Below are 26,579 nucleotides of genomic sequence, written 5' to 3' on the forward strand. Positions count from 1 at the left end.
TCGGCATACCAATCCGAAAGGCACCGACACCCCTCTGCCACAACGCTTTACACCAGAAACCGCCGATCGACCTACGCTCGGACCGCACGACATCGGAGTTCCATGAGCAATGCCCTGCACATCCTCACCCGCACCGATCTGGCCGATATCGATATCACCCCGGAGGAGGTCATCGAACTCGTCGAGGAGGGGTATCTGGCATTCGCCCGCGGCGAATCCCGCTGCCCGGTGAAACTCATGCTGCCGCTGCCGGATACCGAACGTGACGCGGTCTCGTACTCCATGCTCGGCTACGACGGCTCGCTCGAGCACCTCGGCTTCAAGACCTCCTACCGGCAAGGCAGCACCAGCGCGGAGAAGTACTACACCACCATCAGCCTCTACGACGATACGACCGGATTGCCGTTCGCGCTGATGGACTGCCAGCGGGTCGGCGCCGCGCGGACTCCGGCCACCACCGCGATCACCGCGAAACACGCCGCGCCCGACGGAGCCGCGAGCGTCTTGATGATCGGTACCGGTATCCAGGGCCGCAACACACTCCCCTACCTGCTCACCGCATTACCCGGCCTCGAACGGCTACGCCTGTACGGCACCCACCCCGACGGAATCGCCGAGAGCCGGGCGGCATTGCGCCGGTGGTTCCCCGACCGGGAACTCGAACTCGTCGACGATGTTCCCGCCGCGATCGCCGAATCCGATATCGTGGTCGTGGCCTCGGGGCGCGCGGCGCATCCGAAGGTGCGCACCGAATGGCTGCGCCCGGGCGGTCTGCTGATCTCGGTGGCGAGCAAAGGGGTCGAGAGCGGCGCGCTGCGCGCCGCGGACTACACGATCGCGACCAGCACCGGACAGCTGGGAGTCACCGGAACACGCCTGGCGGGCCACGACGGTGAACTCGTCATCGACGCCGAACTCCCCGATATCGTGGCGGGCCGCGCTCCGGGCCGGCGGGATCCGGCCGACCGCGTTTTCGCCTTCTCCAGCGGAATGATCATCACCGATATCCCGGTGGCCCACGCCCTGGCGACCAGAGCTGTGGCGGCCGGTCGTGGACAGCAGGTGCGACTGTGGACCTGACCGCCCTCACCGAACTCCCCGTCCTGCGCGCGCTCGAACCCGACTGGCAACGCGCGGTACGTGCCGACCGGCAACTGCTCTTCGATATCCACCACGCGGTCGGCGGGCCCTTCCATGTGGTCCATCCCCCACAGTTCGCCACCAACCTCACCGCGTTCCAGGAAGTGCTGGCGCGGCGCGGGATTCGCGGCCGGGTCTACTACGGAAAGAAGGCGAACAAGGCGGGCTGCTGGCTGACCGCCGCGGCCGATCTCGACGCCGGGGTGGACGTGGCCTCCGAGCCGGAACTCGTGCACGCGCTCGCACACGGTGTCCGCGGCCGCGATATCGGGGTGACAGGCGCGGCGAAAACCGATGCGCTGCTCCGTCTGGCCGCGCGCCACGACTGCCTCGTCGCCATCGACGCGCTGGACGAGCTGGAACGGGCCGGCACAATCGCCCGGTCGGCCGGCCGGTTACGAATCCTGTTGCGCCGATTGCCGCCGAACGCACCGCACAGCCGCTTCGGTTCGGCGGACGCCGATCTGGAGCGAGCCGTCGTCCGCTGCGCCGAACTGCGCGAGCACCTCGAACTGACCGGATTCTCGTTCCATCTCGACGGCTACGAGGCCGCGCCCCGTGCCGAACTGGCGCACGACCTGATCGAATTGTGCGCGCGGACACGTGACCAGGGGCTGCCGGTATCCGCGATCTCCATCGGCGGCGGTTTCGCCTGCCGCTACGTCCGGGACGAGGACTGGGCCGACTTCACCCGGAACCACCGCGACGACTGGTTCCACGCGGGCAAACGGTTCGAGAAGTTCTACCCCTACGCGCAGCAGCCGACCGGTGCGGCCATGCTCGAGGCAGTCCTGAACGAGGAATTCCGGGGCCGGACACTGGCCGAGCGGTTACACGCCGCTGATATCGCACTGTTCCTCGAACCCGGACGCGCGCTACTCATCGATTCCGGTTTCACCGTGTTCCCGGTGCTCGGGTTCAAACAGCATGCCGACTACGGCATCACCACCGCACACGGGCTGAGCATGAGTGTGTCCGAGCAGTGGAAGGGCAGCGAGTTCCTGCCCGACCCGATCCTGATTCCGCGTACCGCCGATCCGGATCCCCATCCGGTCGCCACCTGCGTGGGCGGTGCCAGCTGTATGGAATACGACGTCCTCACCTGGCGCAAAGTGGTTATGCCGCAACGGCCGCGGCCGGGTGACCTGCTGCTGTACCCGAATACCGCCGGCTATCAGATGGACAAGAACGAGAGCGAATTCCATCAGCTCCCACTGCCGCCGAAGATCGTGGTCACCGGAGTGGAGGGCCGCTGGCAATGGAGAATCGACCGATGACCGCCCCGCCACTCGGTGGCGAGAACATCGTGCGATACGCGTCCGAATTGATCGGCGCCACGCCCTTGCTCGAACTGGTGCGCACCGGGTCCGGTAGCAGGCTGCTGCTCAAACTCGAACAGTTCAATCCGACCGGCTCGGCCAAAGTGCGTATGGCCCGGGAAATGGTGCTGCGGGCCGAGCACAGCGGTGAGCTCGCACCCGGCGGCCATATCGTGGAACCCACCTCCGGCAATACCGGAACCGGGCTGGCACTCATCGCCCTCGAACGCGGCTACACCTTCACCGCCGTGGTCGACGACCACGCCGCGAAGGACAAACTGCGCGCGATGAAGGCGATGGGTGCGCGACTGGTCACGGTGGACAGCGACGGGCGCGGCGGCCCCAGCAGCGTCCGGCGCCGGAACATCGCCGCCGAGATCGCGGCGACCAGCGGCGCCTATCAGCCCGACCAGCACAACAATCCGCACAACAATGCCGGCTACCGGGATCTCGCCGCGGAACTGCGCAAGGATCTGGCGACCGATATCGACTACCTCGTCGGCGCGGTGGGCACCGGCGGATCACTGTGCGGCACGGTCGAAGAGCTGCGCCGGCTCGGTTCCGGGGTCTGTGCCATCGGCGTGGAACCGGCGGGCTCCATCATCTTCGGCGGTGACCCGGGTCCATATCGGCAGACCGGGGCGGGCAGCCCGGCGGGTTTCCCGGTGGGCCGCAATGTGAAATACGAAGTGATCGACGAGGACTTTCGCGTCGGCGATATCGAGGCCTTCGCGACGGCACGGGTGGCCGCGCGCCGCACCGGCATCCTGATCGGCGGCACCGCGGGCGCGGCCGTCCATGTGGCGCTGCGCAGACTGGTGCGATTCCCGGCCGGCAGCACCGTGGTGGTGCTGGTGTGCGACGCGGGCGAGAAGTACCTCGATTCGGTCTACGACGAGGACTGGCTGGTCGCTCGCGGTCTCTACGACCGGGCGACCGAGCAGCGCATCGTGCGGCTGTTCCGGGCCTACGACGAATCCCTGCGACTCGCGGCCCTCGATCTCGAACGAACGGGAGCCTGACGCATGACGTTTCAGTGGCGCGACTACCGCGCGATCCTCGCCCTCGCCGCGCCGATCGCCGGAATCCAGCTCGCCCAGGTAGCGTTGACCACCGTCGATCTGGCCATGATGGGGTTTCTCGGTGTGGCCGCCGTCGCAGCCGGCGGGCTCGCCCTGCTGCTGTACAACCAGCTGCGCACCATGTGCGTCGGTATGGTCACCGGCGTCGGGAATCTGGTCGCCGCGGCAGCCGGTCGGGGTGAGAAACGCACCGGAACACTAGAACTCGATGACGAGGCGCGCACCGAGATCCGCGCCTACCTGCGCGCCGCCCTGTTCGTCGCCACGACGACCGCCGCAACAGGAGCGCTCGCGCTGATCGCACTCGGTTACGCCCTGCGCTGGATGGGCCAGGACGCCGCCGTCCTCGATCTGGCCCGCCCGGTCATCTGGATGCTCGCTCCCGGTCTGGTGCCGATGCTGTGGCTGAACGTGCTGCGGCAATTCGCGGTGGGGATGCGCCGGGCGGGATCACTGCTGCGGGTCACACTCTGGTCGGTAGGGGTCAACGCGCTGCTCGACGCGTTGTTCGTGTTCGGCTGGTTCGGGTTCCCGAAACTGGGACTCGCAGGTATCGGACTTGCCACCACCCTGGTCCAGTGCTGGACCTTCGGCGCCTATCTGAGCAGTGTCCGGCGTGATCCGGTGCTCGGCGCCCTGCTGTCGCTCCGCGCCTGGCAGGCCGATCGGTCCACTGTCGCGCGGATCGTGCGAATGGGGACACCGATCTCGCTGACCTACGGCGCGGAAGCCGCGATCACCTCGATCGCGACCGTACTGATGGGCGGGTTCGGCCCGGTCGCGCTGGCCGCGAGCAATATCGTCAATCAACTCGCCTATATCGTCTACCAGGTCAATATCGGTCTGTCCCAGGGCTCATCGATCCTGGTCAGCCGTACGGTGGCCCAGGGCGACCGGGGCGCGGTAGCGGCCATCGCGCGCCGTACCTTCGTCATCGGTTTCACCTTCATGACGGCGATCGGACTGCTCTACGTGCTGGCGCCGCACCTCGTACTCGCCCCCTTCCTCGGCTCGCACCACGACGACACCGCGGTGATCGCGGCCGCCTCGGCACTGCTCTGGTTCGCGATCGTCCAGCAGTACTGCAAAGGTTCGCAGAACCTGTGCATCGGCCTGCTGCGCGGGATCGGGAACACCCGGGCCGGAATGCAGAGCACCCTCATCGGGTACTTCGCGATCGGCGTTCCCGCGATGGTGCTGTTCGGCTTCGGGATCGGCCTGCACGGCCCCGGAATCTGGCTGGGCCTCTGCCTCGGCTTCGCCGCGACAGCCCTACTGGTCCTGCGCAGGTTCCGGCGCGGACTCCGGGACGAGATCGCCGGAGCGGAACTGGCGGGCCGGAGCTGATCCGGTGCCGCCGGGTCGCGCATCGTCCCGCCCACCATCCAGCGGCACGGCGTCCACCCCGCGATTCGGCGGTCCTCGATTTCGCCGAGGTTACGACACCGAGTACCACACAACCGGTCGGTGTTAACGGCGGACGAGAAATCCCAGGGAGACGATTACACCGCACCCGATCCCACCCGCTCGCGCGAACCCGGCGATTCACTCGCGAGACGCGGATCTAGTTGCACCCCAGCAATTTCCAGCGCCGAGCACAACAATCAGCACCGTTAACATCCGGATATTCCGTCTTCTTCCGGACGTGACCAATCGGAAACGATTCGGGCGTCAACTTGATTCATCGGTGAACCGCTCCTCCACTGAGCAGTCTCCCCCGTTCCACCGATCCCCACCCGACCCGTTCGCAGGAGACCGATCATGTCCGCACCCGCCGAGGCGACGTCCGATATCGATAAGGCCATCGAGGAGAACATCGCGAAATCCCTGGCCGAGATCCCGCATCCGGCGCTGCCCAAAGGCACCGATATCTACGGGTCCACCAAGATCTTTCCCGACTACCGGGCCGAGGCCGGGGAAACCTATTTCACCCTCGTCCACGGCATCGCGCACGAGTCGTCGGTGAGTTTCGTGGCCGTCCTGCAGGCCACCCGGGCGCTGCGCAAGGGTTTCGAATCCGCCCTCTACTTCTACGGCCCCGGCGCGATCAACTGCATCGCCAACCGCGGTTTCCCACTCACCGGCGACAGCGGTTTCCCCGGTGAGCAGAACATCAACGACGCGCTCGCCACCTTCATAAAAGAGGGTGGCACTGTATTCGCGTGCCGGTTCGGACTCGCCCTGCACGGCGCCCGCGAAGAAGACCTCATCGAGGGAGTCGTCCCCGCGCACCCGCTGGATGTGCAGGACGCGCTCATCCACTACGCCCGCAAGGGCGCCATCATCAATTCCACCTACCAGGTCTAGGCCCACCACGATGACCGAGGTATCCACCCGAGTAGACCTCGCGCTACTCGGCATCCGCGTCGACGCGCCGGTGCAGCGCCGAGCCGGGGCCGGTCCCAGCGATGACGGTCATATGCTGTTCGGGGGCGCCGGCGCTGCCGTCCCCATCCGGTCCGACAGCCCGTACACGGTGCGTGGAAACCGATTGTTGTTCGAAGGCTCCGACGCCGGGGTCTCGGTGGAGCCGGTCCGGCGACCCCGCTTCTACGATCTGCGCACGGCCGACGGGATCGCCTACGACCGGATCGCCCGGTTGCACGGCGCGGATGTGCTGGCCACGACAGTGGTGCAGACATGTGTCCGGTATACCGAGGACCAGCGCTGCCGCTTCTGCGCCATCGAGGCATCGCTGACAGCCGGAGACACCGTGGCGGTGAAACGTCCCGGGCAGCTGGCCGAGGTCGCGGCCGCTGCGGTCCGGCTCGACGGGGTCCGCCAGATGGTGATGACCACAGGTACCTCCGCGGGCCGGGACCGCGGTGCGCGGCACCTGGCCCGCTGTGTCCGGGCCGTGAAGGCGGCCGTACCCGGCCTGCCGATCCAGGTGCAGTGTGAACCGCCGGGCGACCTCGGTACTCTCCGCGAACTACGCGAGGCCGGTGCGGATTCGATCGGGATCCACGTGGAATCGCTCGACGACCGGGTACGCGCCCGGTGGATGCCGGGCAAATCGACCGTCCCGCTGGCCGAGTACCGCGCGGCGTGGTCGGAGGCGGTGCGCGTATTCGGTCGCAATCAGGTGTCCACCTATCTGCTGGTGGGCCTCGGGGAAGATCCCGACGAACTGGTCTCGGGCGCCCGGGAACTGATCGAGATGGGAGTTTACCCGTTCGTCGTCCCGTTCCGGCCGCTGAACGGAACCCTGGCCGTGGACGTCGACGGCGCACAGGCACCGTCTGCGCAGCACCTCGAGGATGTGACCCGGCGGGTCGCCGCGGAACTCCGCGCGGCCGAGATGTTCGGATCCGGGCAGAAGGCCGGATGCGCGGCGTGCGGGGCGTGCAGCGTGCTACAGACCACGGGAGCCTGAGATGAGCACACCCGATACGCTGTCCGTACCGCGCTCCTGGCCGATCGGATCACCACTCTCCGCGGCGCCCGCTCCGGATCACTGTGTCCTGTCCGGATATCCATCGCCGGCGCCACCGGCGCACGGGTTCCTGATCAGGACCGCCGACGCACGGCAACTCGCCGCGTACCGCAGGCTCCGGCGGGAGAACTTCGTCGTCGAACAGCACTTGTTCGACAGCTCCGACGCCGACGATATCGACGACGACCCGCGCACGGTGGTACTGGTCGCGGTCGCCCCGGTCGGCACGGTCCTCGGTGGCGTCCGCCTCGCCCCCGCCACCACCGAGGATCTGGGCTGGTGGACCGGCAGCAGATTGGTCGTGGACCGCCACCGGCGCACCCGCGGTGTGGGCAACGCCCTGGTCCGGGCCGCATGCGCCTACGCCGAGGACACGAACGCCCTGCGCTTCGAGGCCACCGTCCAGCAGCGGCACGCGCCGATGTTCACGCACCTGGGCTGGATCCGGACCGGTGAGACCCGGATCGGCGGCGTGCCGCACACGAGAATGCGCTGGCCCATCGATCGGATCGAACGGCTCGCACGGTCGGCCAAGGCGATGCTCGGTCCGCTGCTGCGCACCCTCGGCTCCGCGCCGATGACACTGGGCGGCCCCGGATTCCACGGTGACGACGGCGCTCCCGTGCCCGGCAGCGATCTGGTCGCGGCGTGTGATGCCATCATCCCGTCGATGGTGCAACGCGACCCCGAATGGGCCGGATGGTGTTCGGTGCTGGTGAACCTCAACGATCTCGCGGCCATGGGCGCGCAGCCGGTCGGGTTGCTGGACTCCGTCGCTGCCCCCACCCGCTCGTCGCTGACCCGGATCCTGCGCGGTCTCGCCCGGGCGAGCGAGATCTGGGACGTCCCGGTGCTGGGCGGGCACACGCAGCTGGGACCGGCCGCCCTCTCGGTCACGGCGCTGGGACGCACGCACCGGCCGGTGCGCGGCGGGGGAGGCAGAGCCGGGCACGAGGTGCGGCTGACCGCTGATCTCGGTGGTGGCTGGCGGCCCGGATACCGCGGGCAACAGTGGGATTCGTCGTCACACAGGGCGGCACCGGAGCTGCGGGCCATGGGCCGGTTCGTCGCGGACACCGGACCCGCGGCAGCGAAGGATGTGAGCATGGCGGGGATCGCCGGTACAGCCGGAATGCTCGCCGAGGCGTCCGGAACAGGGGTCGAGCTGGATATCGCGCGCCTGCCCCGGCCCGACCGGGTCGCCCTCGCCGACTGGCTCACCTGCTTCCCCGGATTCGCCATGTTGACGACCGATCGCGCCGGGGCACCGATAGCCGCCACGGGACCGGCCACCTCGGCGGTGTGCGGAGTACTGACCGCAACGCCAGGGGTGCTGCTGCGCTGGCCGGACGGAACCACCACCACAGCGGTGCCCGGCACCGTCACCGGATTGGGACACTCATGACCGAACTCACCATGTCTGTAGCCGCGGCCGAATTCGGCCGCGATATGGAACGCTGTTTCCATACTGTCGCGGATCTGATCGAACGCGCCCGCGCCCGGGGCAGCCGGCTGCTCGTCCTGCCGGAAGCCTGCCTCGGCGGGTATCTGCCCAGCCTGGGCGGCGGAACCGAATCCGAGGAAGCCAGACAGCGCCGCCTGCGAAGCCTGCCGCCCGCGCTCGGGCTCGACGGACCCGAACTGGGCCGGATCGCGGCCCTGGCCGGGGATCTCGTAATCACCCTCGGATTCTGTGAAGCCGACGGCGATATCCGCTACAACACCGCGGTAACCCTCACCGGTGACGGCATCCTGGGCTCCTACCGCAAGGTCCACCAGCCCCTCGGGGAGAACCTCTGCTACGCCGCGGGGTCGGAGTACCGCGCCTTCGACACTCCGGTCGGCCGGATGGGTATGCAGATCTGCTACGACAAGGCCTTCCCGGAAGCCGCCCGGGCCCTGGCACTCGACGGCGCGGAGATCATCACCTCGCTCTCGGCCTGGCCCACCTCCCGTACCGCCACCGCCGAACGCCTCGAGGACGACCGGTGGACCCAGCGCTTCGATATCTACGATCGCGCTCGCGCGGTGGAGAACCAGGTGGTGTGGATCGCGTCCAACCAGGCCGGCACCTTCGGCTCGCTGCGCTTCGTGTGCAGCGCCAAAATCGTCGGTCCCGGCGGGGAGGTTCTCGCGAGCACCGGCACCGAACCCGGACTCGCCACCGCGACCGTCGATATCGGGCAGGCCCTCGACGCGGCGCGCGGCGGCGGAATGTACAACCTGCGTGATCGGCGGCCCGAAGTCTACGACCGCGTCGTAGCGCGGCACGGTGTCGTCGGCCGCCCCGCGCTTCCCGGGGAACTGGCGGCGACCCATGCCTGAGATGACCTTCGATATCCGCCCCCGAACCACTCCGGAGGAGAACCGTGAACCCGCAGCCCGAGCCGATCGGACCGATACCGCACCACGACGTCGTGGTGATCGGTGCGGGGCAGGCCGGCCTGTCCATGAGCCGGCAGCTCACCGATCGCGGTATCGACCATATCGTCTTCGAACGCGACACCATCGCCCACGAATGGCGTGATACCCGCTGGGACAACTTCACGCTCGTCACACCGAACTGGCAGTGCGCGCTCCCCGGTTATCGTTACGACGGGCCGGACCCGGATGGATTCATGACACGCGAGGAGGTCTACGCGTGGGTCCGCGCCTACGCGGACACCTTCGCGCCCCCGGTCCGCGAACATATCGCGGTCACCGCGGTCACCGCCGCGGCAGCCGGTGGGTTCGACATCGAAACGACTGCGGGGCGCCTGCATGCCGATCAGGTGGTGGTCGCGGCCGGCGGCTACCACACGCCTACCGTTCCACGTTTCGCCGAGCGGTTACCCGCCGGCATCCGGCAACTGCACTCCGCCGAGTACCGCAACGCCGCAGACCTGCCCGAAGGCGGCGTATTCGTCGTGGGCACCGGGCAATCCGGCGCCCAGATCGCCGAAGATCTCCATCTGGCCGGCCGGGAAGTACACCTGGCGGTCGGGAGCGCCCCCCGGGTGGCCCGCTTCTACCGGGGGCGCGATTGTGTGGCCTGGCTCCAGGACATGGGCCACTACGACCTCCCCATCGAGAACCAGCCCGGCGGCCTCGGAAAGCGTGAGAACACCAACCACTACGTCACCGGACGCGACGGTGGCCGCGATATCGATCTCCGCCGATTCGCACTGGAGGGGATGGCCCTGTACGGCCGGATGGTCGACGTCCGGGACGGATCTTTTCTCTTCGAGCCCTCGCTGGAGAAATCTCTCGACGCCGCCGATGCGGTGGCCGAGGGGATCAAGGACTCGATCGACGCCTATATCGCTCGTGCGGCGGTCGACGCGCCCATCGAACCGCGCTACCAACCGGTGTGGCGGCCCGATCACGAGACCACCGTCCTCGACCCCGTGGCGCTGGGCATCACTTCGCTGGTGTGGGCGGTGGGTTTCCGGACCGACTACCGGTGGTTACGCGTCGGAGTATTCGACGGGGAAGGACATCCCTGCCACAATCGCGGCGTCACCGGTACGGACGGTCTCTATTTCCTGGGGCTGCCCTGGTTGCACACCTGGGGTTCCGGGCGTTTCGCCGCCGTGGCGCGCGACGCCGAATATCTCGCCGACCGGATCCGCCGCACGGCCCGCGAAACCGCCGCGGCCTGAGCACGCCGATATGGCAGTCACCAGAATCGCCGCCGTGGCAGCACATTTCGGTGCGGATATCGCACGATCGATGGACAAGATCAGCGGCATCGTGGAGCGGCTCGCTGCCGACGGCGTCGATCTGCTCGTGCTGCCCGACGCCACTCTCGGCGGCTATATCGGCGACCTCCGCAACCCGGATCCGGCGACCGCACCGGAGGCCATCGATCCCGACGGTCCCGAGATCCGGCTGCTGTGTCGCCTGGCCGGGGCGATGACCGTCTGCGTCGGTTACGCCGAACGCGCCGGTACGACCCGGTACAACGCCGCGGTATGCCTCTCCGGCGACGGGGTGCTGGGCCGCCACCGCAAGGTGCACCAGCCGGCGGGCGAACACCTCGCCTACGCCGCGGGCGACCGCTTCACCGCCTTCGACACCCCGGTGGGCCGGATCGGGATGCTCATCGACTACGACAAGACCTTCCCCGAATCGGCGCGCGCCCTCGCACTCGACGGCGCACGCACGCTCGCCGCGCTCTCGGCCTGGCCCGCCAGTGTCACCGACCGCGCCTCCCGCATGCCCAACGACCGTCAGGCCCGCCTGTTCGACCTCTACGACCAGGCACGGGCGGCCGAGAACCAGGTCGTGCTCGCCTCTTCCAACCAGACGGGGATCACCGGTAGCCTGCGCTTCCTCGGCCAGGCCAAGGTAGTCGGACCGGGTGGTGACATCCTCGCCAAAACCTGGTCCAAGGGCGGTCTCGCGGTCACCGATATCGATATCGATGCCGAGGTCGATCGCGCGCGCCGGGTACTGCGCCACCTCGAGGAACGCCGCGTGCACGCCTATCACAATCTGCTGACAGATAAGGGCGGACGCTGATGCGCATCGCTTTGCTGACCTATTCCACGAAACCCCGCGGCGGTGTCGTGCACACGCTGAACCTCGCCGAAGCCCTGGCCGCACTCGGTGAATCGGTGACCGTGTGGACGCTGGGACGCGGCGGTGACGCTGCCTTCTTCCGGCCGGTCGACCCCGCGGTCACGGTGCGCGTCGTGCCGTTCGCGAGTACAGACGGCGAGCCGGTGGGTCACCGCATCCTGCGTTCCATCGATGTACTGCGGGCCGCGTTCACCCCCGGCCACTACGACATCGTGCACGCCCAGGACTGCCTCAGCGCCAACGCCGCCGGGCCCTGCCTGCGCACCGTCCACCACCTCGATACGTTCACCACACCCGAACTCGCCCGCTGCCACGAACGCGCGATCGTCGAGCCCTATGGTCTCGTCTGCGTATCGGAGGCCGTCGCCGGCGAGATCCGAGCCGGGTGGGGATTGCGCGCCTCGGTGATCCCCAACGGGGTCGAATACGACCGCTTCGCCCACGCCGCCGGTAATACTGCCGGTGCGGCCGACGCCCGATCCGCCTGGCAGCGGCGGCTCGGACGGTACGTTCTGGCAGTCGGCGGTATCGAACCCCGCAAGGGCAGTATCGATCTGCTCGAGGCATTCGCGCTGTTCCGGCGCGAGGAACCCCGGCTGCGCCTCGTCTTCGCCGGTGGCGAAACGCTGTTCGACTACCGCGACTACCGTCTCCACTTCGATGCCCGGGCCGCCGAGCTCGGCATCCGGCCGACCGTGCTGCCTACCGTCGCACATACGGAACTACCCGCACTGATGGCCGGCGCGGCCGCGGTTCCGTTCTTCTCCACCAAAGAGGGGTTCGGCCTGGCCGCGATGGAGGCGCTCGCCGCCGGTGTACCGGTTGTCGCGCGCGACCTCCCGGTGCTGCGCGAAGTCTTCGGCGACGCCGTCCGCTACGCCACGACTCCCGCCGAGATGGCGGCGGGTCTGGCCCGTGCGCTACACCCGGATCCACACCGCATCACCTACGGGGCGGCCCTGGCGGCGCGATTCGATTGGGAACGTGCGGCACTCGCCCACCGGGCTTGCTACCAGCACCATCTGTCGAGGTCGAAGAATTTCGCGAGGCCTTCGGCACCGCCTCGCGTCCGGGTCTGAGGGCGGTATGGGGCGATGTGTCGTAGCGTTTCACCATGCAGGCCGATACACCGCCCGGGCGGTACACGCGGAACCGGTTGACCTCGTTCGTCAACGACGATCTCACCTTCGATGTGATCGACGAGGGCCCGCTCGACGGCACGCCGATCGTACTGTTGCACGGGTTTCCCCAGACCGCCACGCAGTGGTCGCGGCTGACCCCGTTCCTGCACGAATCCGGTTACCGCACCATCGCTCCCGTGCAGCGCGGGTACTCGCCCGGCGCACGTCCCCGCGGGCGTTTCGCCTACCGGATCAGCGCGCTGGTCGGTGATACGACGGCGCTGATCACCGCGCTCGGTGACGGGCCCGTCCATCTCGTCGGGCACGATTGGGGATCCACCGTCGCCTGGGCCACCGCGGCACAACGCCCGGATCTGGTGCGGACGCTCACCTCGGTATCGGTTCCGCATCCGATGGCTTTCGCGCGGTCCCTGGTGAGCAGTAGCCAGGCCTTCCGCACCTGCTATATGGCTCTGTTCCAGTTGCCCTGGATCCCCGAGGCGGTGATCTCCGCTGCGTTCCGCGCGGCCGGTCCGGCCGGCCGGCCGGGTCTGCGACGGCGTGCGGCCGCCCTGTCGGGGCTCGACGAAGAGCAGTTCGATCGGGTGCGCCGCGATATCGTCGACAGCGGTGCGCTGAGCTACGCCCTGAACTGGTATCGGGCGATGCCGATCGTCGACCGGCGGCGGGCCGGGCAGAAGGTCAGCGCTCCGACGACGCATGTATCGAGCACCCGGGATGTCTTCATGGCCCGTCGCGGCGCCGAACTGACCGCCGAGTACGTGACCGGTCCGTTCGGCCACGAAATTCTGGACGCCACCCACTGGATTCCGGAGGAACGCCCGGCCGAACTGGCCGCGATCATCCTCGCGCGCACCGGCGGAGCCGGCTGAGACGTCGCGCCGGGAACGTGTTCGGCCCGCTGCGGCCGCGCCGGGCACACACGGAGGACGAGGCTATCCGATTCCCACCCCGGCGGCCTCGGCGAGCAGTTCGCGCGCCCGCTGATCGGGGCCTGCCGGATCCGCACCGGCCGGGCCGGGATGCTTCGCGCTCTCCTGTTCCACCGGAACCACGATCGGGCCGCCGACCGCCGGGTCGGTTTCGTAGGCGTTGGCGACAAGGGCGGCTTGCAGATGCCACAGATCATCGGCGTGGGCGGGATCCAGACCGGTGTGATGGGCGATGCGGCGCAACCGGTAGTCGAGGGTGTTGGCATGGATGTAGAGCGCGCGGGCGGTGAGCTGACGGTTGCGGTCGTTGGCCAGATGCGTAGCGAGGGTGTGCAGCAGTTCGGGCTGGGACAGCAACGGGTCCAGTGCCGTCGCCAGCCGCCGCCGGGCCGGGCCTGGCCGGGTTATCTGGTACTCCACCGCCAGATCGGCCAGCCGGTACAGCCGGGCCGGCCGGTGCAGACGCTGGGCGAGGTCGAGCAATTCGTGCGCACGCCGGGTGGCGTCGGGGATCTCCTCGCGGCGAGCATGCACGACGGTGGCAAGCAATGGGCTGCGGGCCGCGACCCGCAGCCGCTCGAACAGCCGGGTGACCGCGACGTCGTCGTCTCGGTACCGGGGGACGAGGACGGTGCCACCGGCTTCACTGAGCCGGGCGGGCGGCATATCGCCGCCGACGCAGAGTTCGGTGCGCAACCGGCGCAGCCGGCGGCGGGCACCCGTGCGGTCGTATCCGGCATCGGCGGCGTCGTGCGCCGCGCCGGGGAGGGCGAGGGCCAGCACCGCATAGGAATCCGCGTTCCGGAAACCGTTCTCACGCGCCGTCTCCGCGGTGCCGGCCCCCGCGATCAGCGCGGCGGCCAGCGCTTCGGCACCCGCGTGACGCGCGGCCGTGTTGGCCCGGAGCTCGCGCAGGTAGGCCCGGGTGAAGCCGGTGATGATGCGATCCAGAACCTCGGCCAGGCGCTGACCCGCGGCCACCATCATCGGACCGTCGGCACCGTGGGCCCGGCCGGCGAGCAGTTCCAGCACGAACCGGAACCCGAGGTGGGTGGCGTGCTGGACGGCCTCCAGTGCCACTCCCTCCGCGGCCCAGTCCTCGATCCTGCTGTGCAGCCGCTCGGGCACATCGCCCACCGCACGACCCTGCAACGCCGCCGCTACCAGCTCCAGGCAACCGGCCACCACCTCGGCGGCTTCGCGGCGCACCACGCCGCACGGCATCGTCGCGGCCGGCTCGGCACCGTTGTCACCCGCCAGGTGGTCCAGTAACTGCTGGGATAGTCGGTGGGTTCGGCGTAGATGGGTCACCGCGGGCATCCCGGCGATCTCCAGTTCTGGAATAGCGTGAGAGCTGCTCGTCAACACTGACCTCGACCTCCTTGCTGCCTATGCACGGGCCTCTGTGCGCCCGGCTGGGCAGGCCGTCCATATCAGTAAAAACTGTAACCGATGGTGAGTTGGCCCACAATGAAGGCGTGCCGACCGCGCATCGACGACAGATGTACCCCTCGAGTTCCGTGTTCGAATCAGCATCTACTGAGACAGTGTGGTTAAGCTTGCCGTGATTCGGCTCGCGAACCGGTGAGCGGGAGGACGATGATGACGCCACGAACACAGGAGTACCGGGTCGCCGAACTGGCCGAGGCCGCCGGCGTCGCGGTGCGGACAGTGCGCTACTACCAGGAACGCGGCCTGCTCGAACCCCCGCGGCGGCAGGGCAGGCACGCCTTCTACAACCACACCCACCTCGAGCGGCTGAAGCTCGTCGCCGATCTGCTCGCGCGCGGCCACAGCCTCGAAGGTATCGCCGACCTGCTGACCAGTGCCGAGCACGGCGGCGGGGTCTCGGAACTACTGGGATTCGAAACCGCGGCCGCGGTGGCGTGGGGTGACGGAGAAGTCGATATCGATTTCGCCGAGATGCTGACCCGCTTCGGCGAACAGGCGACCCCGCAGGCCATCGCCGAAGCGATCGCCCTGGGTTACCTCCGCATCGAGGAGGACCGTTTCGTCTATTCCAGTGGCCGGCTGCTCGAGGCCGCCACCGCGTTCGTCGCCGTGGGTCTCCCGCTGCGCTCGATACTCGCGTTGAGCTGGGAACTGGAGGCGGCCTTCGACCGGATGGCCTACGCGTTCGTCCGGGAATTCCGGGTAAACCTGGTCAACCAGGTCCTGGAAAACCCCTCCCCCGAGCGATTACACGACCTCGCCGGTACGCTCACCGAACTCCGCCCGGCGGTCCGCCTGGTCGCCGACGAACTCCTCGCCCGGGCCATGGACCGCCGCATCCACGCGGACCTGCCCGAAGTCTCCCAGCAGTTGAGCCAGGCCACCAGCGCGGACCCGGCGCCCGGCGACGACGACACTGCCTCTCGATAGGCCCCGGTGATGATCGCATACCTACTCGCGGCAATCGCCGTATCCGAAGCTGCCGGCCTGATCGTGCTGTGGCGGTTGCTGGTACACAGCCGTCACGAACTCGCCGAGCTACAGAGCCGACCGGACACCCGGCAGTTGCTGATGAACGGCGGCCGCGAAGCGGTGAGAACCGTCTGGCAGACCGCGAGCCTGGTGCGCCGCAAGGGTTTGCGCGCGGCCGTACTCAGCTCGATCGAAGACCTGGCCGGATGGGCCCAGGTCGAAAGACCCGATCTGGCACGGCTCACCGCCGGAGGTGATGTCGTGATCGCGTTCTCCGATATCGAAGGATCCACCGCGCTCAACGAGCGGCTGGGCGATCGCGCGTGGGTCGCTCTGCTCGGCCGCCACGACCGGCTGATCCGCAGACTCGTCGCCGGGCACGGTGGGCATATCGTGAAGAGCCAGGGCGACGGTTTCATGATCGCGTTCGGTGACGCCGAGCAGGCGGTGCGCTGCGGCCTGCGGGTGCAGGGTGCCATCGGCACCGTCGCCGCACCTGTCGCCCGGGTGCGCGTGCGTATCGGTATCCACTCGGGCAGATCGGTTCGCCGCGGTGACGACCTCTTCGGACGGAATGTGGCCATGGCCGCCCGCGTGGCCGGCCAGGCACACGGTGGAGAGATCCTCGTCAGCGAGGAGGTACGCGACGCAGTGGCCGGTCGGCCCGATATCACCGTCACCGCCGCGCGCGAAGCCGAACTGAAGGGTTTCAGCGGCACCTATCAGCTCTACACTGTCGCGGATCGGAACTGAAACAAGCTCTCCGCGAACATCTCCCACATCGGACCGCCGTCGCATCGACATCCACCGGCCGAGCCGCTCGGGCCGACTTCGGACCCACGGGCGGGCGCCCTCATCGGCGCCCGCCGCAGCACCGCCGGGGACAGCGACCCGGGCTGCCCCGGTGACATCGCCTATTCCTGGCCCGCGGCGCGGATCTGGGACAGGAATTCGAAGTTTGTGGAGGTCTGACGGAGACCGGTCCGCAGCAGCTCGAGCGCCTGCTGGGGGTCACGGCCCGCGAGGGTTTTCCGGAAGGATCGGGTGGCGGTGAGTTCGCCCGGGGACAGCAGCAGTTCCTCTTTGCGGGTGCTCGACCGGTCGATATCGATCGCGGGGAACAGGCGGCGGTCGGCGAGATGGCGGTCGAGTTTCAGTTCGGCGTTTCCGGTGCCCTTGTACTCCTCGAAGATGACGGTGTCGGCGAGCGATCCGGTCTCGACCAGGGCCGTGGCGATGATGGTGAGCGAACCGCCGTTCTCGATATTGCGGGCGGCACCGAGGAATTTCTTGGGCGGGGCGAGCGCCGCCGCGTCCACGCCGCCGGAGAGGACGCGGCCGGACCCGGTGGCGGCCAGGTTGTAGGCGCGGGCCAACCGGGTCAGCGAGTCCAGGAGTACGACCACATCGCGTCCCGATTCGACGAGCCGTTTGGCACGTTCGATGGCCAATTCCGCGAGCGCGATATGTTCGCGGGCAGGTTGGTCGAAGGTCGCGGCGGCGATCTCGGCGGGCACCGCACGGGACAGGTCGGTGACCTCTTCCGGGCGTTCGCCGACCAGGACGAGCATCAACTGACATTCGGGATGGTTCTTGGCGATACCGTGGGCGATGGATGCCAGTACCGAGGTCTTGCCCGCTTTGGGCGGTGCGACCACCAGCGCGCGCTGGCCCTTGCCGATCGGCATGACCAAATCGGTGATCCGGGTGGTCAGCTCGTGCGGTTCGGTTTCCAGGACCAGGCGGTCCTGCGGGTAGAGCGGGACCAGATCGGCGAAATGCGGTCGCGGACCGGCGGTACCGGCCGGCACACCGTTGACGGTGTCGACTCCGGCCAGCGATACCGTCGCGCCGCCGTCACGACCGGGTCCGACTGTGCCGGTAAGGGTATCGCCGCGGCGGAGTCCGTACCGGTGCAGCAGCCGGGACGGAACGCGGGCATCGCGTGGCCCGGGCAGGTAGCCGTCGACTCGTAACGTGGCACGATTGCCTTCGATATCGAGGATTCCGGCGACGGGCGTCGCCGGGTCGATCGCGGTTGCGGTGTCCTGATCGTGGACAGTGTTGTTCTGCATGGCTCCTCCTCGGGAGGAAGTTGTGGATTCGGCAGGCCGATGGGGGCTGCCGATGGGAACGGACGCTCGCCGCACACGTTGTTGCGCCGGAACGGTCCGGGACGAGCACGAAATCCGCGGCGGCCGGGCCGCCGAGGTGAACGATGATCCTCGTGGGAGGGAACTGACACCTACATCCACAAGGTGAAGACGGGACCAACGGTAGCGTCACTGGGAAGAACACGCAACCGTGCCCGATTGTTCCACTGCTCACACGCGAATCCGCGAAGTGGCCGGCATGCGCCCTCACCGAGCCTTCGCCCCGTCCTCGCCGCAGGGAACCCGGACGCCTTCCGAAACGTCCTGTGGGTATGAGTACCTATCCACCCGGCGCCCCCGAGCCCCCGGGCCCGCGCGCACAACCCTGCACACATCGCGCGGACCCGAGCCCGCGCCTGCTCTACGCCGTCCGGCACGGCCAGAGCACCGTCAATGCCGGTCTCCGTCCCGCGACCGCCGCCGAAGCCGACGATATGGTCATCGAACTCACCGAGCTCGGTGCGCGGCAGGCGTCCGCCCTCGGACGATGGATCGCCGCGCTGCCCTCGGGGCACCTCCCGGATATCGTGCTGTGCTCGCCGTACCGGCGGACTGTCGCCACCTGGCAGTTCGCGGAAGCGGAACTACGAGCCGCGGGTGTCGCGGTGCCCTGCCTGCAGACCGAGCCGCACCTGCACGACCGATTCCGGGGCACTCTGTCCCATATCCCCGCCGAGGAGGTGCGGCAGCGCTACCCCGAGCAGTACGCGGCCGAACAGGCCGATCCGCTCGGCTACCGGCCACCCGGCGGCGAATCCTTCCGCGACGTCGCGACCCGCCTGACCGGGGTGGTCGACCGTATCGCCCGCGACACCCGGCATCGCCGGGTGCTCATCGTCGCCCACGACGCGGTGATCCTGCTGTTACGCCGCCTGCTCGAAAATCTCGACGACACCGGAACTCTCGCCGTCGCCGCGGGCGGCCTGGCCGGAAACGCCTCGATCACGGCATGGACGCGGGAGCGGGACGACTATCGCCTGCTGTACTACGACCGTCGCGACCACCTCCCCCACGGATGACCGGCGCGTAGGCCCGCGGTGGCCCCGGGGCGCAGTGGATATTTCGGTGGCGTACTCCGGCCTCGTGCGGTTACGGTGATCCCGGTCGCGACGAGGTGGCCGAAGGAGGGAAAACCCGTGTCCACCAAGCTGAATCAGCTCATCGCCATCGAGAAGGGCGCGAAGGCACAGGCGACCGCCGATGTGACCGCGGCCTACCAGCGCGTGGGCAAGGCCGATCTGCTGTCGGGTATTTCGCGCACCTATCGGCCGCTGGACGATATGGGCGAGGAGTTGCCGGCGGAGTCCAAGCGGGTCCAGGTGCGGGCGGGCGAGGTGATCGCCGATGTGAAGCGCACGCTGACCCGGTTGTTCGACGTGACAGCTACGAAGGACACCGCCAACTGCTCGGCGAAGGCCGATATCACGGTCGACGGCGTCACCATCGCCCGCGAGCTGCCGGTCACCTACCTGTTGTTCCTGGAGAAGCAGCTGAGCGAACTGAAGAAGTTCGTCGCCAAGCTGCCGACTCTGGATCCGGCCGAATCGTGGTCGTTCGACAATGTCACCGACTGCTACGCCACCCAGCCGTCGCAGACCGTGCGGACCAAGAAAGTGCCGCGTAACCACGTACTGGCCGCGGCCACCGATAAGCACCCGGCGCAGGTGGAGGTGTACCACGAGGATGTGGTGGTGGGCCGCTGGACCACCACGAAGTTCTCCGGTGCGCTGCCCGCGAAGGAGGTCGGCGACCTCACCGATCGGCTCGGCAAACTGCTCGACGCGGTACGTATCGCCCGTGAAACGGCGAACGCGGCGCCGGTGAGCGATATCGAGCCCGGTCACGCCATTCTCGGCTACCTGTTCGGTTAGCCGGGACACGAACTCCCCCTGCGAGGGGGGATGGAGCACAATCTGAAACTGAAGTTCAAGCTCACCCGTGCGGGCGCTGCCAGGGCCTGCCGATAGATTCAGCTTCTCGCTCCAAGCTCTACAACTCCATCGATCGCTCGGCGTGCGGATATGCTGCGACGCACCCCCGAGATCCGGGTTCGATTCCCGGTGGCGGCTCTCCCTGCCGCTGTAGCGTAAAGGCAACGCGCGGGGTTACTCATGATGACTCGTATCCGCGGATCGGCGATCACAGGTGGGGCACACGGTAGCTCATCTGGTAGAGCATCGGACTGTTAATCCGACGGTAGTGGGTTCGAATCCCACTCGTTGTTCAGGAGGGGCCGGGAAGGGTATTCCCGGCCCCTCCGCCTGTCCGTGGCACCGTCTCGGGCGAGCACCGACGGGGTACCCCGCGCTGGGCACCGACACCCGAAATCACCCGGCGGCGATGAGCGGAACGCCGGTCCCCGGTTCCGGCACGCTCAGCCGCGGGCCGCTCGAACGATGTGCGCATCCGGTAGGACGGCACTCAGCACCGCGTCGATGAACTGTTGTGGCGCGCGTGCGGGAAACTGCCCGCTGACGGGCATCTCGATCACCCGTGTACCGGGGATCCGGGTGAAGACCACCGGGACATCGGGGGTCATCCGCCCGCTCGGCGGTTCGAGAAAGGTGAGCTCGATCCCCGCGTCGACCAGCGCGTGCGTATCCAGCCACGACTGCGGCATATGACGGAACACGGCCGGATAGATCGAGTTGTAGCGTTCGATATTCCCCACGACCTCGGCGACGCACAGCGACAGCTCCCGCGGTGAATCGCTTCCGTAGATACCCACGTTCTTCTGCCACAGCTGCCGGAAGATCGCACCGTCCGCGGTCACCTCGAGGTCGGGCGCCCAGTTGGCCGCCCAGTACTCGCATACCTCGGCATCCGGTTCTTCGAGCGCGTAGAGGACCGCACGCTGCACACGACCGGTGTCCAGCAGCAGGCGCGCGATCTCGGTGGCGAGGAAACCACCGGTCTTCATTCCGACCGGTACGAAGCCGTCGATCCCGAGTGCGTCCATCGCCTGGATCAGGATCCGGCCGTAATCGGCCATGGTGGCACCCGCCGGTGCGGAATCGCTGAGCCCGAATCCCGGAGTGTCGAACGCGAAGACCGGCACCCGTTTCCCGAGTTCATCCATGATCGGCTCGTACACCAGCGACGACCTCGGCGATTCGTGCAGTAGCACCACCGCATTCGTATCCGGAGGCGGTGGGCCGGATCGGCGATAGTGCACCTGCCCCCAGTCGGTATCGGCGTATCCGCGCATCTCATCGGTCCTTTCGATCAGTTCGTACACACTCGGTTTCCACCGATGGCGGCTCACCCGCCACGCCTGGTGAAGGGTCGACGGTGACCGGAGGCAATCGCGTCACGGCGAGGAGCCCGGCCGTCACCACCGCCGCGGCGAGGAGGAAGACGACCGGGAGCCCGTGGGCGTACGCCGCACGACTCGACGCACCACCGGCCAGAAGTGCGGTCACCCGAAGGTCGAGCGCCGCGCCGTAGCCGACCAGGCCGACGGTCCCGCCGAGGGTGAACACGAGCGAGATCATCGACGACACCGACCCGATCCGATCCGGTGGCGCGAGGGTCTGGCCCGCCAGCACGAGATTCGGCAATCCCAGCCCGGTACCGGCCGAAATCAACAGCGATCCGGCGAGGGCCAGGACGACCGGCGCAATGTTCGCGAGAGCCATCGCGATATTTCCCGCCAGCAGCAGCACTCCTGTCGTCACGAGTACGGGCCGCAGATGTCCGGAGAGACTGATCGAGCGACCGGCGACCCAGGAAGCGGCGATCGTGCCCACCGCCATCGGCGCGAGCAGCAGTCCGGCGACGGCCGGACCGAACCCCAGGCCCCACTGCAGGTACTGCGTAGCGAAAACCGTCCCGCCGAAAAGCGTCGATCCGAAGCACAATGCGGCGACCGTCGTGAGAGCGAGAGTCCGGTGCCGGAGCAGGCGCACCGGCACCAGCGGATCTCGGATCCGCGTCTGCGACCGGACGAACATCCCCAGTGCGGCGATGCCGAAGGCCGCGAATCCGGCAGCCCACAGCACTGCCCCGCTGGTGGCCAGCGTCAGTGAGATCAAGCAGGCCGGAAGACCGGTCGCCGCCAGCACCGCCCCGAGATAATCGGTCTCCGTCGTCTCCAGCCGGATTCTGGGGACTTCGCGCAACCAGATTCCGACGAGGACGATCGAGGCCACCGCGAACGGGACCGATACGGCGAAACACCAACGCCACCCCGCCCACTCCACAACGGCACCGCCGACCAGCGGCCCCAGCACCATCGCCGTCGTCATGGTGCTCTGCAGCAGTCCGTTGACCCGGCCGCGGTCGCGCGGTGCCACCAGCCCCGCGGCCACCACCAGCACCGTCGATCCGATCCCGCCCAGGCCGATCCCCTGGACGGCACGAGCGATCAGCAGCACCCAGATCTGTGGAGCGAGCACCGCCAGCACCGAACCGGTGACGAAGACCGTGATCGCGGCGACGAGAACCGTCCGGCGGGCCAGCAGATCGCACAGCCGGCCCCAGATCGCGGCACTCGCGGTATTGCCCAGGATGGTCGCGGCGATGAGCCAGGTCGATACCGACGCAGGCGCCGCGAGATCGGTGACGACGGTGGGCACCGCGGTGGCGACGACCGTCGCGGAAAGCCCGGACGCGAACTGTGCCGACATCAGCCCGGAAAGCGGCGCCAGCACCGGTCGTAGCGAACTCGTCCTAGCTCTTCCGGTCGCTGTCGGCGGTTTCGCGCGGATCATGTCCGCACGGCGAGCACCGCGTCGAGCACAGCAGCGGTGAAGGCCCGCGGAGCCCGCACCGCGAACTGCCCGTTCACCGGCATTCGCACGACCCGGGTGCCGGGAACGTGGACGAATTCGATCGGTGCGTCCGGGGTCATCCGCGCTTCGGTGGGTTCCAGTACCGTGACCGCGACACCGTCGCGGATCAGGGTCAGATTATCGTCCCAGGTCTGCTGGTGACCTCGGAAGACGGCTGGGTATATCGAGTTGTACCGCTCCAGGTTGAGCACCGTCTCGGCCACGCACCCGGCGATCTGGGCGGGACAACCGGTGCCGTAGATACCGGTGTTCTTACGCCAGAGTTCGTCGAAGATGGCCCCGTCCGCGGTCACCTCGAGCGCCGGCGCCCAATTCCGGGCCCAGTACTCGCTGTTCCTCGTCGCCGGATCCGACAACCCGTACAGGACCATCCGGTCGACTCGCCCGGTACCACGCAGCGTGGTGGCGACGGCGGTGGCCAGCGAACTCCCGGTTTTCATACCCACGGGCACGAACGGGCCCACACCCAGCGCGTCGAGCGCCTGGACGAGGATACGCGCATAGTCGGCCAGCGCCGCGCCCTCGGACGCGGAATCGCTGGCTCCGAATCCCGGGGTGTCGAAGGCGTATACCGCGACCTTCTCCCCCAGTCTGTCCAGGACCGGCTCATAGACCGCCGACGATCTGGGTGATTCGTGCAGCAGCACGACGACTGCGCGGGCCGCTCCGATTTCCGGCCCGGCGTTGCGGTAGTGCAGCTGGCCCCATTCGGTATCGACGTATCCGCGCATCAGAACTCCAGCAGATTGTCACGAAGCTGCGCGAAGGAGTAGCGATCGCGGGTGAGCCCCCGCCGCTGCAACTCCGGTACCAAGCCGTCGCAGATCTCGGCGATGAAACGCCGGGTGACACCGTCGGAGCAGATCAGGAAACCGTCGCCACCCACCATTTCCATGATCTCCGCCAGCTGGTCGGCTACCGACTCCGGAGTGCCGGCCACCATGGCCCCGTTGCCGATACCGCGACCGAGCACCGCCTCACGCAGGGTCCGGTCCGCATTGCGGCGGGCGAATTCGGCGAACTGCTGCGTGCCGTTGGTGTTCAGCGCCAGCTCCCCGAGCGGCTCGTCGAGCGGCACCTCCGCGAAATCGATATCGGTGGATTTCGCCATCTTGGCCAGCTCCACCTCGATATTCGCCGCCATCTCCGCTCTGCGCTGCTCGATCCGCTCCTGCGCCTCACGCTCGGTGCCGGCGACGATAGGACCGATACCGAACAGCACCTTGATCTCGTCGGGTTTGCGTCCCGCGTCGATGGCCGCCCCCCGGACGCGCTCGCGATAGTCCCGCATCTTCTCCGCGGTCGGCTGGATGGCGACGATCGTATCGGCATGCTTCGCCGCGAAGGCGATTCCCCGCGGGGAGCCGCCCGCCTGGGCGATGACCGGCCGGCCCTGCGGCATCGGGCCGGTGTTGAGCGGTCCACGTGTCGAGAAGTACGGCCCCGCGTGGTCGGCACGACGAACCTTCGTATGGTCGGCCCAGTACCCGCTCCGGTGGTCGGCGACCACCGCGTCACCGTCCCAGGTGTCCCACAGCGCCTTGGTCGCCGTGACGAAATCCTCGGCGATGTCGTAGCGGCTGTCGTGCTCGTCCATTCCGGGATATCCGTAGTTCTGCAGAGCACGATCCGATGTCCCGGTGACGAAGTTGACGCCCATCCGCCCCCGCGAGACCTGATCGAGCGTGGCGGCGAGCCGTGCCAGCATGTACGGGTGGTAGGCGAAAGTGCCTGCTGTGGCGATGATCCCGAGGCGCTCGGTGGCCTGTGCCAGCAGGGTCGCCACGATCATCGGGTCCTGCCGGGGAGCCTGGAAGGCGTACTTCAGGTAGACCTCCATCGAATCCCCGTAGGTATCACCGACGAAGGTGTTGTCCTCGATCAGGACGTAGTCGAAGCAGGCGCGCTCCATCGCACGCGCCAGGTCGGCGAAGATCTCGGCGTGCTGCCACTGGGTGCCGATCGAACCGCTGAACGGCCTGTTCCAGGCCGGCACACTGGTGCCGTTGAGGAACCAGCCCAGATGGAACGGCTTGGTCATGGGGAAACTCCTTGCTGGACCGGCCCCACCGGATCGGTCCGACGACTGGGTGGTCAGAAGGCCGACAGATTCGCCTTGAAGGTCGGCTTGTCGTAGGCGCTGCGGATCAGGCCGCGCCGGCGCAGCGCCGGCGCCAGACCCGAGGCGATCTCGTCTACGTAGCGCCGCGAGTGTGTGCGCACGGGCTCGCCGCGCACCAGGAATCCGTCACCGCCGACGGCGTCGGCGACCTCTTCCAGTTGTGCGGCCACCGAGTCGGGGGTGCCGACCAGCGGTACGGCCGGATTCGTACGCCCGAGCAGGGCCTCGCGCAGGGTTCTCCCGGCGGCGGCCTTGACCAGTGATTTCAGGCTCGACGCGTGACCGTTGGTGTGGATGTCCTCGGGCAGTGGGGAATCCAGGTCGAACTGCGCGAAGTCGACCTCGGTGGTGATCGACATGATTCCCAGCTGGGTCTCGATCTGGTCCTGTGTCAGCTCGTCGCGGCGGGCCGCGAGCTCCTTCGCTTCCTGGGCGGTCTCGCCGAGCACCGGCTGAATGATGTACATGACCTTGATGTCGTCGGGATTGCGCCCGTGAGCGGCGGCACGGGCCCGGATATCGTCGCGGTATTCCTTCATCTCGTCCAGGCCCGACGGCTGGCACAGCAGCACGTTCGCGTGTTTCGACGCGAAGTCGCGCCCGGCGGGTGATCCGCCCGCCTGACAGATCACCGGGTGGCCCTGCGGCCCGGGCGGAAGGTTCAGCGGGCCACGCACATCGAAGTACTTGCCTTTGTGGTGGATGGGATGGACCTTGGTGGGATCGACCAGAACTCCGGTCTCGCGGTCGGCGATGATCGCGCCCGGCTCCCAGGAATCCCACAGCCCCTTCACCACGGTGATGAACTCCTCGGCCATCACATAGCGCTCGTCGTGTTCGAGCAGTTTCTCGATTCCGTAGTTCTGTGCCGCGAGGTTCTCCGAGGAGGTCACGACATTCCACCCGACGCGACCGCGGGTCAGATGGTCCATGGTCGCCATGGTGCGGGCGAGGATGAACGGCGGGTAGAACGAGGTGGACATGGTCGCGATGAAACCCATGTGCTTCGTATGCTGGGCCAGGATCGGCAGCAGCGGAACCGGATCGCCCTTCGGCGAGTGCAGCCCGTGTTTGAGATCGTTGTCCTGGCTGCCCCCGTAGGTATCGGAGACGAGAGTGGAGTCCTCGAACATCATGAAATCGAATCCGGCGCGTTCCAGGGCGCGGGCCATATCGATGTAGTAGTCGCCGTTGAGCCATTCGGTGGCGGTGCCGGCGGCCCAGGGGCTCTTCCACGCCGGCGTCTTGAAGGGCGTGAACCAGGCGAGATGGAACGGGTCGGCCATCGGAATTCTCCTTCGGATATGGATGGACTGTCGCGGATCGCTCCCCGGCGCCCGCGCGTCTCGGTCGGCTCCTCCATTCGACGCCGAGGTGATTTCGGCCGAAGGCCTGAGCGGTAAGGATTTCTTTTCGCGTACGGAACATTCGTAAAAAGGCCGCTGATCTGGGGCAATCGCTATGCCACAAGTC

The 26,579-nt window shown here is 67.9% G+C and carries 23 protein-coding genes and 1 tRNA gene; 17 read left to right on the forward strand and 7 right to left on the reverse strand.

The window, feature by feature from the left end; translation table 11 throughout:
• The first annotated feature begins 102 nt into the window (after positions 1-102).
• The 12 genes from IEY68_RS07910 (at position 103) to IEY68_RS07965 (ending at position 13,554) form a co-directional block, all read left to right on the forward strand.
• Entirely contained in the window at positions 103-1,080 is a 978-nt protein-coding gene (locus IEY68_RS07910; protein ID WP_062996566.1) for an ornithine cyclodeaminase family protein, read from the forward strand.
• Positions 1,071-2,417, forward strand: coding sequence for a type III PLP-dependent enzyme domain-containing protein (locus tag IEY68_RS07915; protein WP_062996564.1), 1,347 nt, complete (start codon positions 1,071-1,073; stop codon positions 2,415-2,417). Before IEY68_RS07910 ends, IEY68_RS07915 begins: the two co-directional genes overlap by 10 nt.
• Positions 2,414-3,481 (forward strand): PLP-dependent cysteine synthase family protein, encoded by a 1,068-nt coding sequence (locus tag IEY68_RS07920; RefSeq protein ID WP_062996562.1) that lies wholly within the window; start codon positions 2,414-2,416, stop codon positions 3,479-3,481. The genes IEY68_RS07915 and IEY68_RS07920 overlap by 4 nt, the downstream gene beginning before the upstream one ends.
• Positions 3,482-3,484: 3 nt before the next feature.
• The gene (locus IEY68_RS07925; RefSeq protein ID WP_062996560.1) at positions 3,485-4,888 is read left to right on the forward strand and encodes an MATE family efflux transporter; all 1,404 of its coding nucleotides are present in this window, start codon (positions 3,485-3,487) and stop codon (positions 4,886-4,888) included.
• A gap of 414 nt (positions 4,889-5,302) precedes the next feature.
• Positions 5,303-5,848, forward strand: a complete 546-nt coding sequence (locus IEY68_RS07930) for an MSMEG_0572/Sll0783 family nitrogen starvation response protein (protein WP_062996558.1) — start codon at positions 5,303-5,305, stop codon at positions 5,846-5,848.
• 10 nt (positions 5,849-5,858) lie between these two features.
• Positions 5,859-6,917 carry an MSMEG_0568 family radical SAM protein gene (locus IEY68_RS07935; RefSeq protein ID WP_062996556.1) on the forward strand — a complete coding sequence of 353 codons (1,059 nt, stop codon included), beginning with the start codon at positions 5,859-5,861 and terminating at the stop codon, positions 6,915-6,917.
• A gap of 1 nt (position 6,918) precedes the next feature.
• Positions 6,919-8,382: an MSMEG_0567/sll0787 family protein gene (locus IEY68_RS07940; protein WP_189094122.1), complete on the forward strand. Its 1,464-nt coding sequence runs from the start codon at positions 6,919-6,921 to the stop codon at positions 8,380-8,382.
• Positions 8,379-9,302, forward strand: coding sequence for a carbon-nitrogen hydrolase family protein (locus IEY68_RS07945; protein WP_062996554.1), 924 nt, complete (start codon positions 8,379-8,381; stop codon positions 9,300-9,302). The genes IEY68_RS07940 and IEY68_RS07945 overlap by 4 nt, the downstream gene beginning before the upstream one ends.
• 125 nt (positions 9,303-9,427) lie before the next feature.
• Positions 9,428-10,618 carry an MSMEG_0569 family flavin-dependent oxidoreductase gene (locus IEY68_RS07950; RefSeq protein WP_062996800.1) on the forward strand — a complete coding sequence of 397 codons (1,191 nt, stop codon included), beginning with the start codon at positions 9,428-9,430 and terminating at the stop codon, positions 10,616-10,618.
• Between the two features lie 10 nt (positions 10,619-10,628).
• Positions 10,629-11,480 (forward strand): carbon-nitrogen hydrolase family protein, encoded by an 852-nt coding sequence (locus IEY68_RS07955; RefSeq protein WP_062996552.1) that lies wholly within the window; start codon positions 10,629-10,631, stop codon positions 11,478-11,480.
• Positions 11,480-12,619, forward strand: a complete 1,140-nt coding sequence (locus tag IEY68_RS07960; RefSeq protein ID WP_062996550.1) for an MSMEG_0565 family glycosyltransferase — start codon at positions 11,480-11,482, stop codon at positions 12,617-12,619. The genes IEY68_RS07955 and IEY68_RS07960 overlap by 1 nt, the downstream gene beginning before the upstream one ends.
• Positions 12,620-12,654: 35 nt before the next feature.
• A complete protein-coding gene (locus IEY68_RS07965; protein WP_062996548.1) occupies positions 12,655-13,554 on the forward strand; it encodes an alpha/beta fold hydrolase in 900 nt (299 codons plus the stop codon).
• Positions 13,555-13,617: 63 nt separating this feature from the next.
• Here IEY68_RS07965 and IEY68_RS07970 read toward each other — a convergent pair whose 3' ends face one another.
• Positions 13,618-14,979 (reverse strand): PucR family transcriptional regulator, encoded by a 1,362-nt coding sequence (locus IEY68_RS07970; protein ID WP_189094123.1) that lies wholly within the window; start codon positions 14,977-14,979, stop codon positions 13,618-13,620.
• 237 nt (positions 14,980-15,216) lie between these two features.
• On the opposite strand from IEY68_RS07970, the gene IEY68_RS07975 reads away from it, so the two are divergent.
• Positions 15,217-15,996, forward strand: a complete 780-nt coding sequence (locus IEY68_RS07975) for a MerR family transcriptional regulator (protein ID WP_229718657.1) — start codon at positions 15,217-15,219, stop codon at positions 15,994-15,996.
• A 9-nt stretch (positions 15,997-16,005) separates the two neighbouring features.
• Positions 16,006-16,791, forward strand: coding sequence for an adenylate/guanylate cyclase domain-containing protein (locus IEY68_RS07980; RefSeq protein ID WP_062996542.1), 786 nt, complete (start codon positions 16,006-16,008; stop codon positions 16,789-16,791).
• A gap of 161 nt (positions 16,792-16,952) precedes the next feature.
• On the opposite strand, the gene IEY68_RS07985 is transcribed toward IEY68_RS07980, so the two are convergent.
• On the reverse strand, positions 16,953-18,113 hold the full coding sequence (locus IEY68_RS07985; protein WP_062996540.1) for a transcription termination factor Rho, short form: 1,161 nt from the start codon (positions 18,111-18,113) through the stop codon (positions 16,953-16,955).
• Between the two features lie 350 nt (positions 18,114-18,463).
• On the opposite strand from IEY68_RS07985, the gene IEY68_RS07990 reads away from it, so the two are divergent.
• From IEY68_RS07990 to IEY68_RS08000, 3 genes are all read left to right on the forward strand, one after another.
• Positions 18,464-19,210: a histidine phosphatase family protein gene (locus tag IEY68_RS07990; RefSeq protein ID WP_062996538.1), complete on the forward strand. Its 747-nt coding sequence runs from the start codon at positions 18,464-18,466 to the stop codon at positions 19,208-19,210.
• A 117-nt stretch (positions 19,211-19,327) separates the two neighbouring features.
• A complete protein-coding gene (locus tag IEY68_RS07995; RefSeq protein WP_062996798.1) occupies positions 19,328-20,062 on the forward strand; it encodes a DUF7873 family protein in 735 nt (244 codons plus the stop codon).
• A gap of 279 nt (positions 20,063-20,341) precedes the next feature.
• Positions 20,342-20,415: transfer RNA gene (locus IEY68_RS08000), tRNA-Asn, on the forward strand.
• A 150-nt stretch (positions 20,416-20,565) separates the two neighbouring features.
• Here IEY68_RS08000 and IEY68_RS08005 read toward each other — a convergent pair.
• The 5 genes from IEY68_RS08005 to IEY68_RS08025 are packed head-to-tail and all read right to left on the reverse strand — an operon-like array spanning position 20,566 to position 26,392.
• Positions 20,566-21,429 carry an alpha/beta fold hydrolase gene (locus IEY68_RS08005; RefSeq protein ID WP_229718658.1) on the reverse strand — a complete coding sequence of 288 codons (864 nt, stop codon included), beginning with the start codon at positions 21,427-21,429 and terminating at the stop codon, positions 20,566-20,568.
• Positions 21,401-22,843, reverse strand: coding sequence for an MFS transporter (locus tag IEY68_RS08010; protein ID WP_062996534.1), 1,443 nt, complete (start codon positions 22,841-22,843; stop codon positions 21,401-21,403). The genes IEY68_RS08005 and IEY68_RS08010 overlap by 29 nt, the downstream gene beginning before the upstream one ends.
• 56 nt (positions 22,844-22,899) lie before the next feature.
• Positions 22,900-23,715, reverse strand: coding sequence for an alpha/beta fold hydrolase (locus IEY68_RS08015; protein ID WP_062996532.1), 816 nt, complete (start codon positions 23,713-23,715; stop codon positions 22,900-22,902).
• Entirely contained in the window at positions 23,715-25,025 is a 1,311-nt protein-coding gene (locus IEY68_RS08020) for an NtaA/DmoA family FMN-dependent monooxygenase (RefSeq protein WP_063916204.1), read from the reverse strand. Before IEY68_RS08020 ends, IEY68_RS08015 begins: the two co-directional genes overlap by 1 nt.
• Positions 25,026-25,078: 53 nt before the next feature.
• Positions 25,079-26,392, reverse strand: a complete 1,314-nt coding sequence (locus tag IEY68_RS08025; protein WP_062996530.1) for an NtaA/DmoA family FMN-dependent monooxygenase — start codon at positions 26,390-26,392, stop codon at positions 25,079-25,081.
• Between the last annotated feature and the right edge of the window lie 187 nt (positions 26,393-26,579).

The sequence above is a fragment of the Nocardia jinanensis genome (assembly GCF_014645735.1).
Lineage (GTDB): Bacteria > Actinomycetota > Actinomycetes > Mycobacteriales > Mycobacteriaceae > Nocardia > Nocardia jinanensis.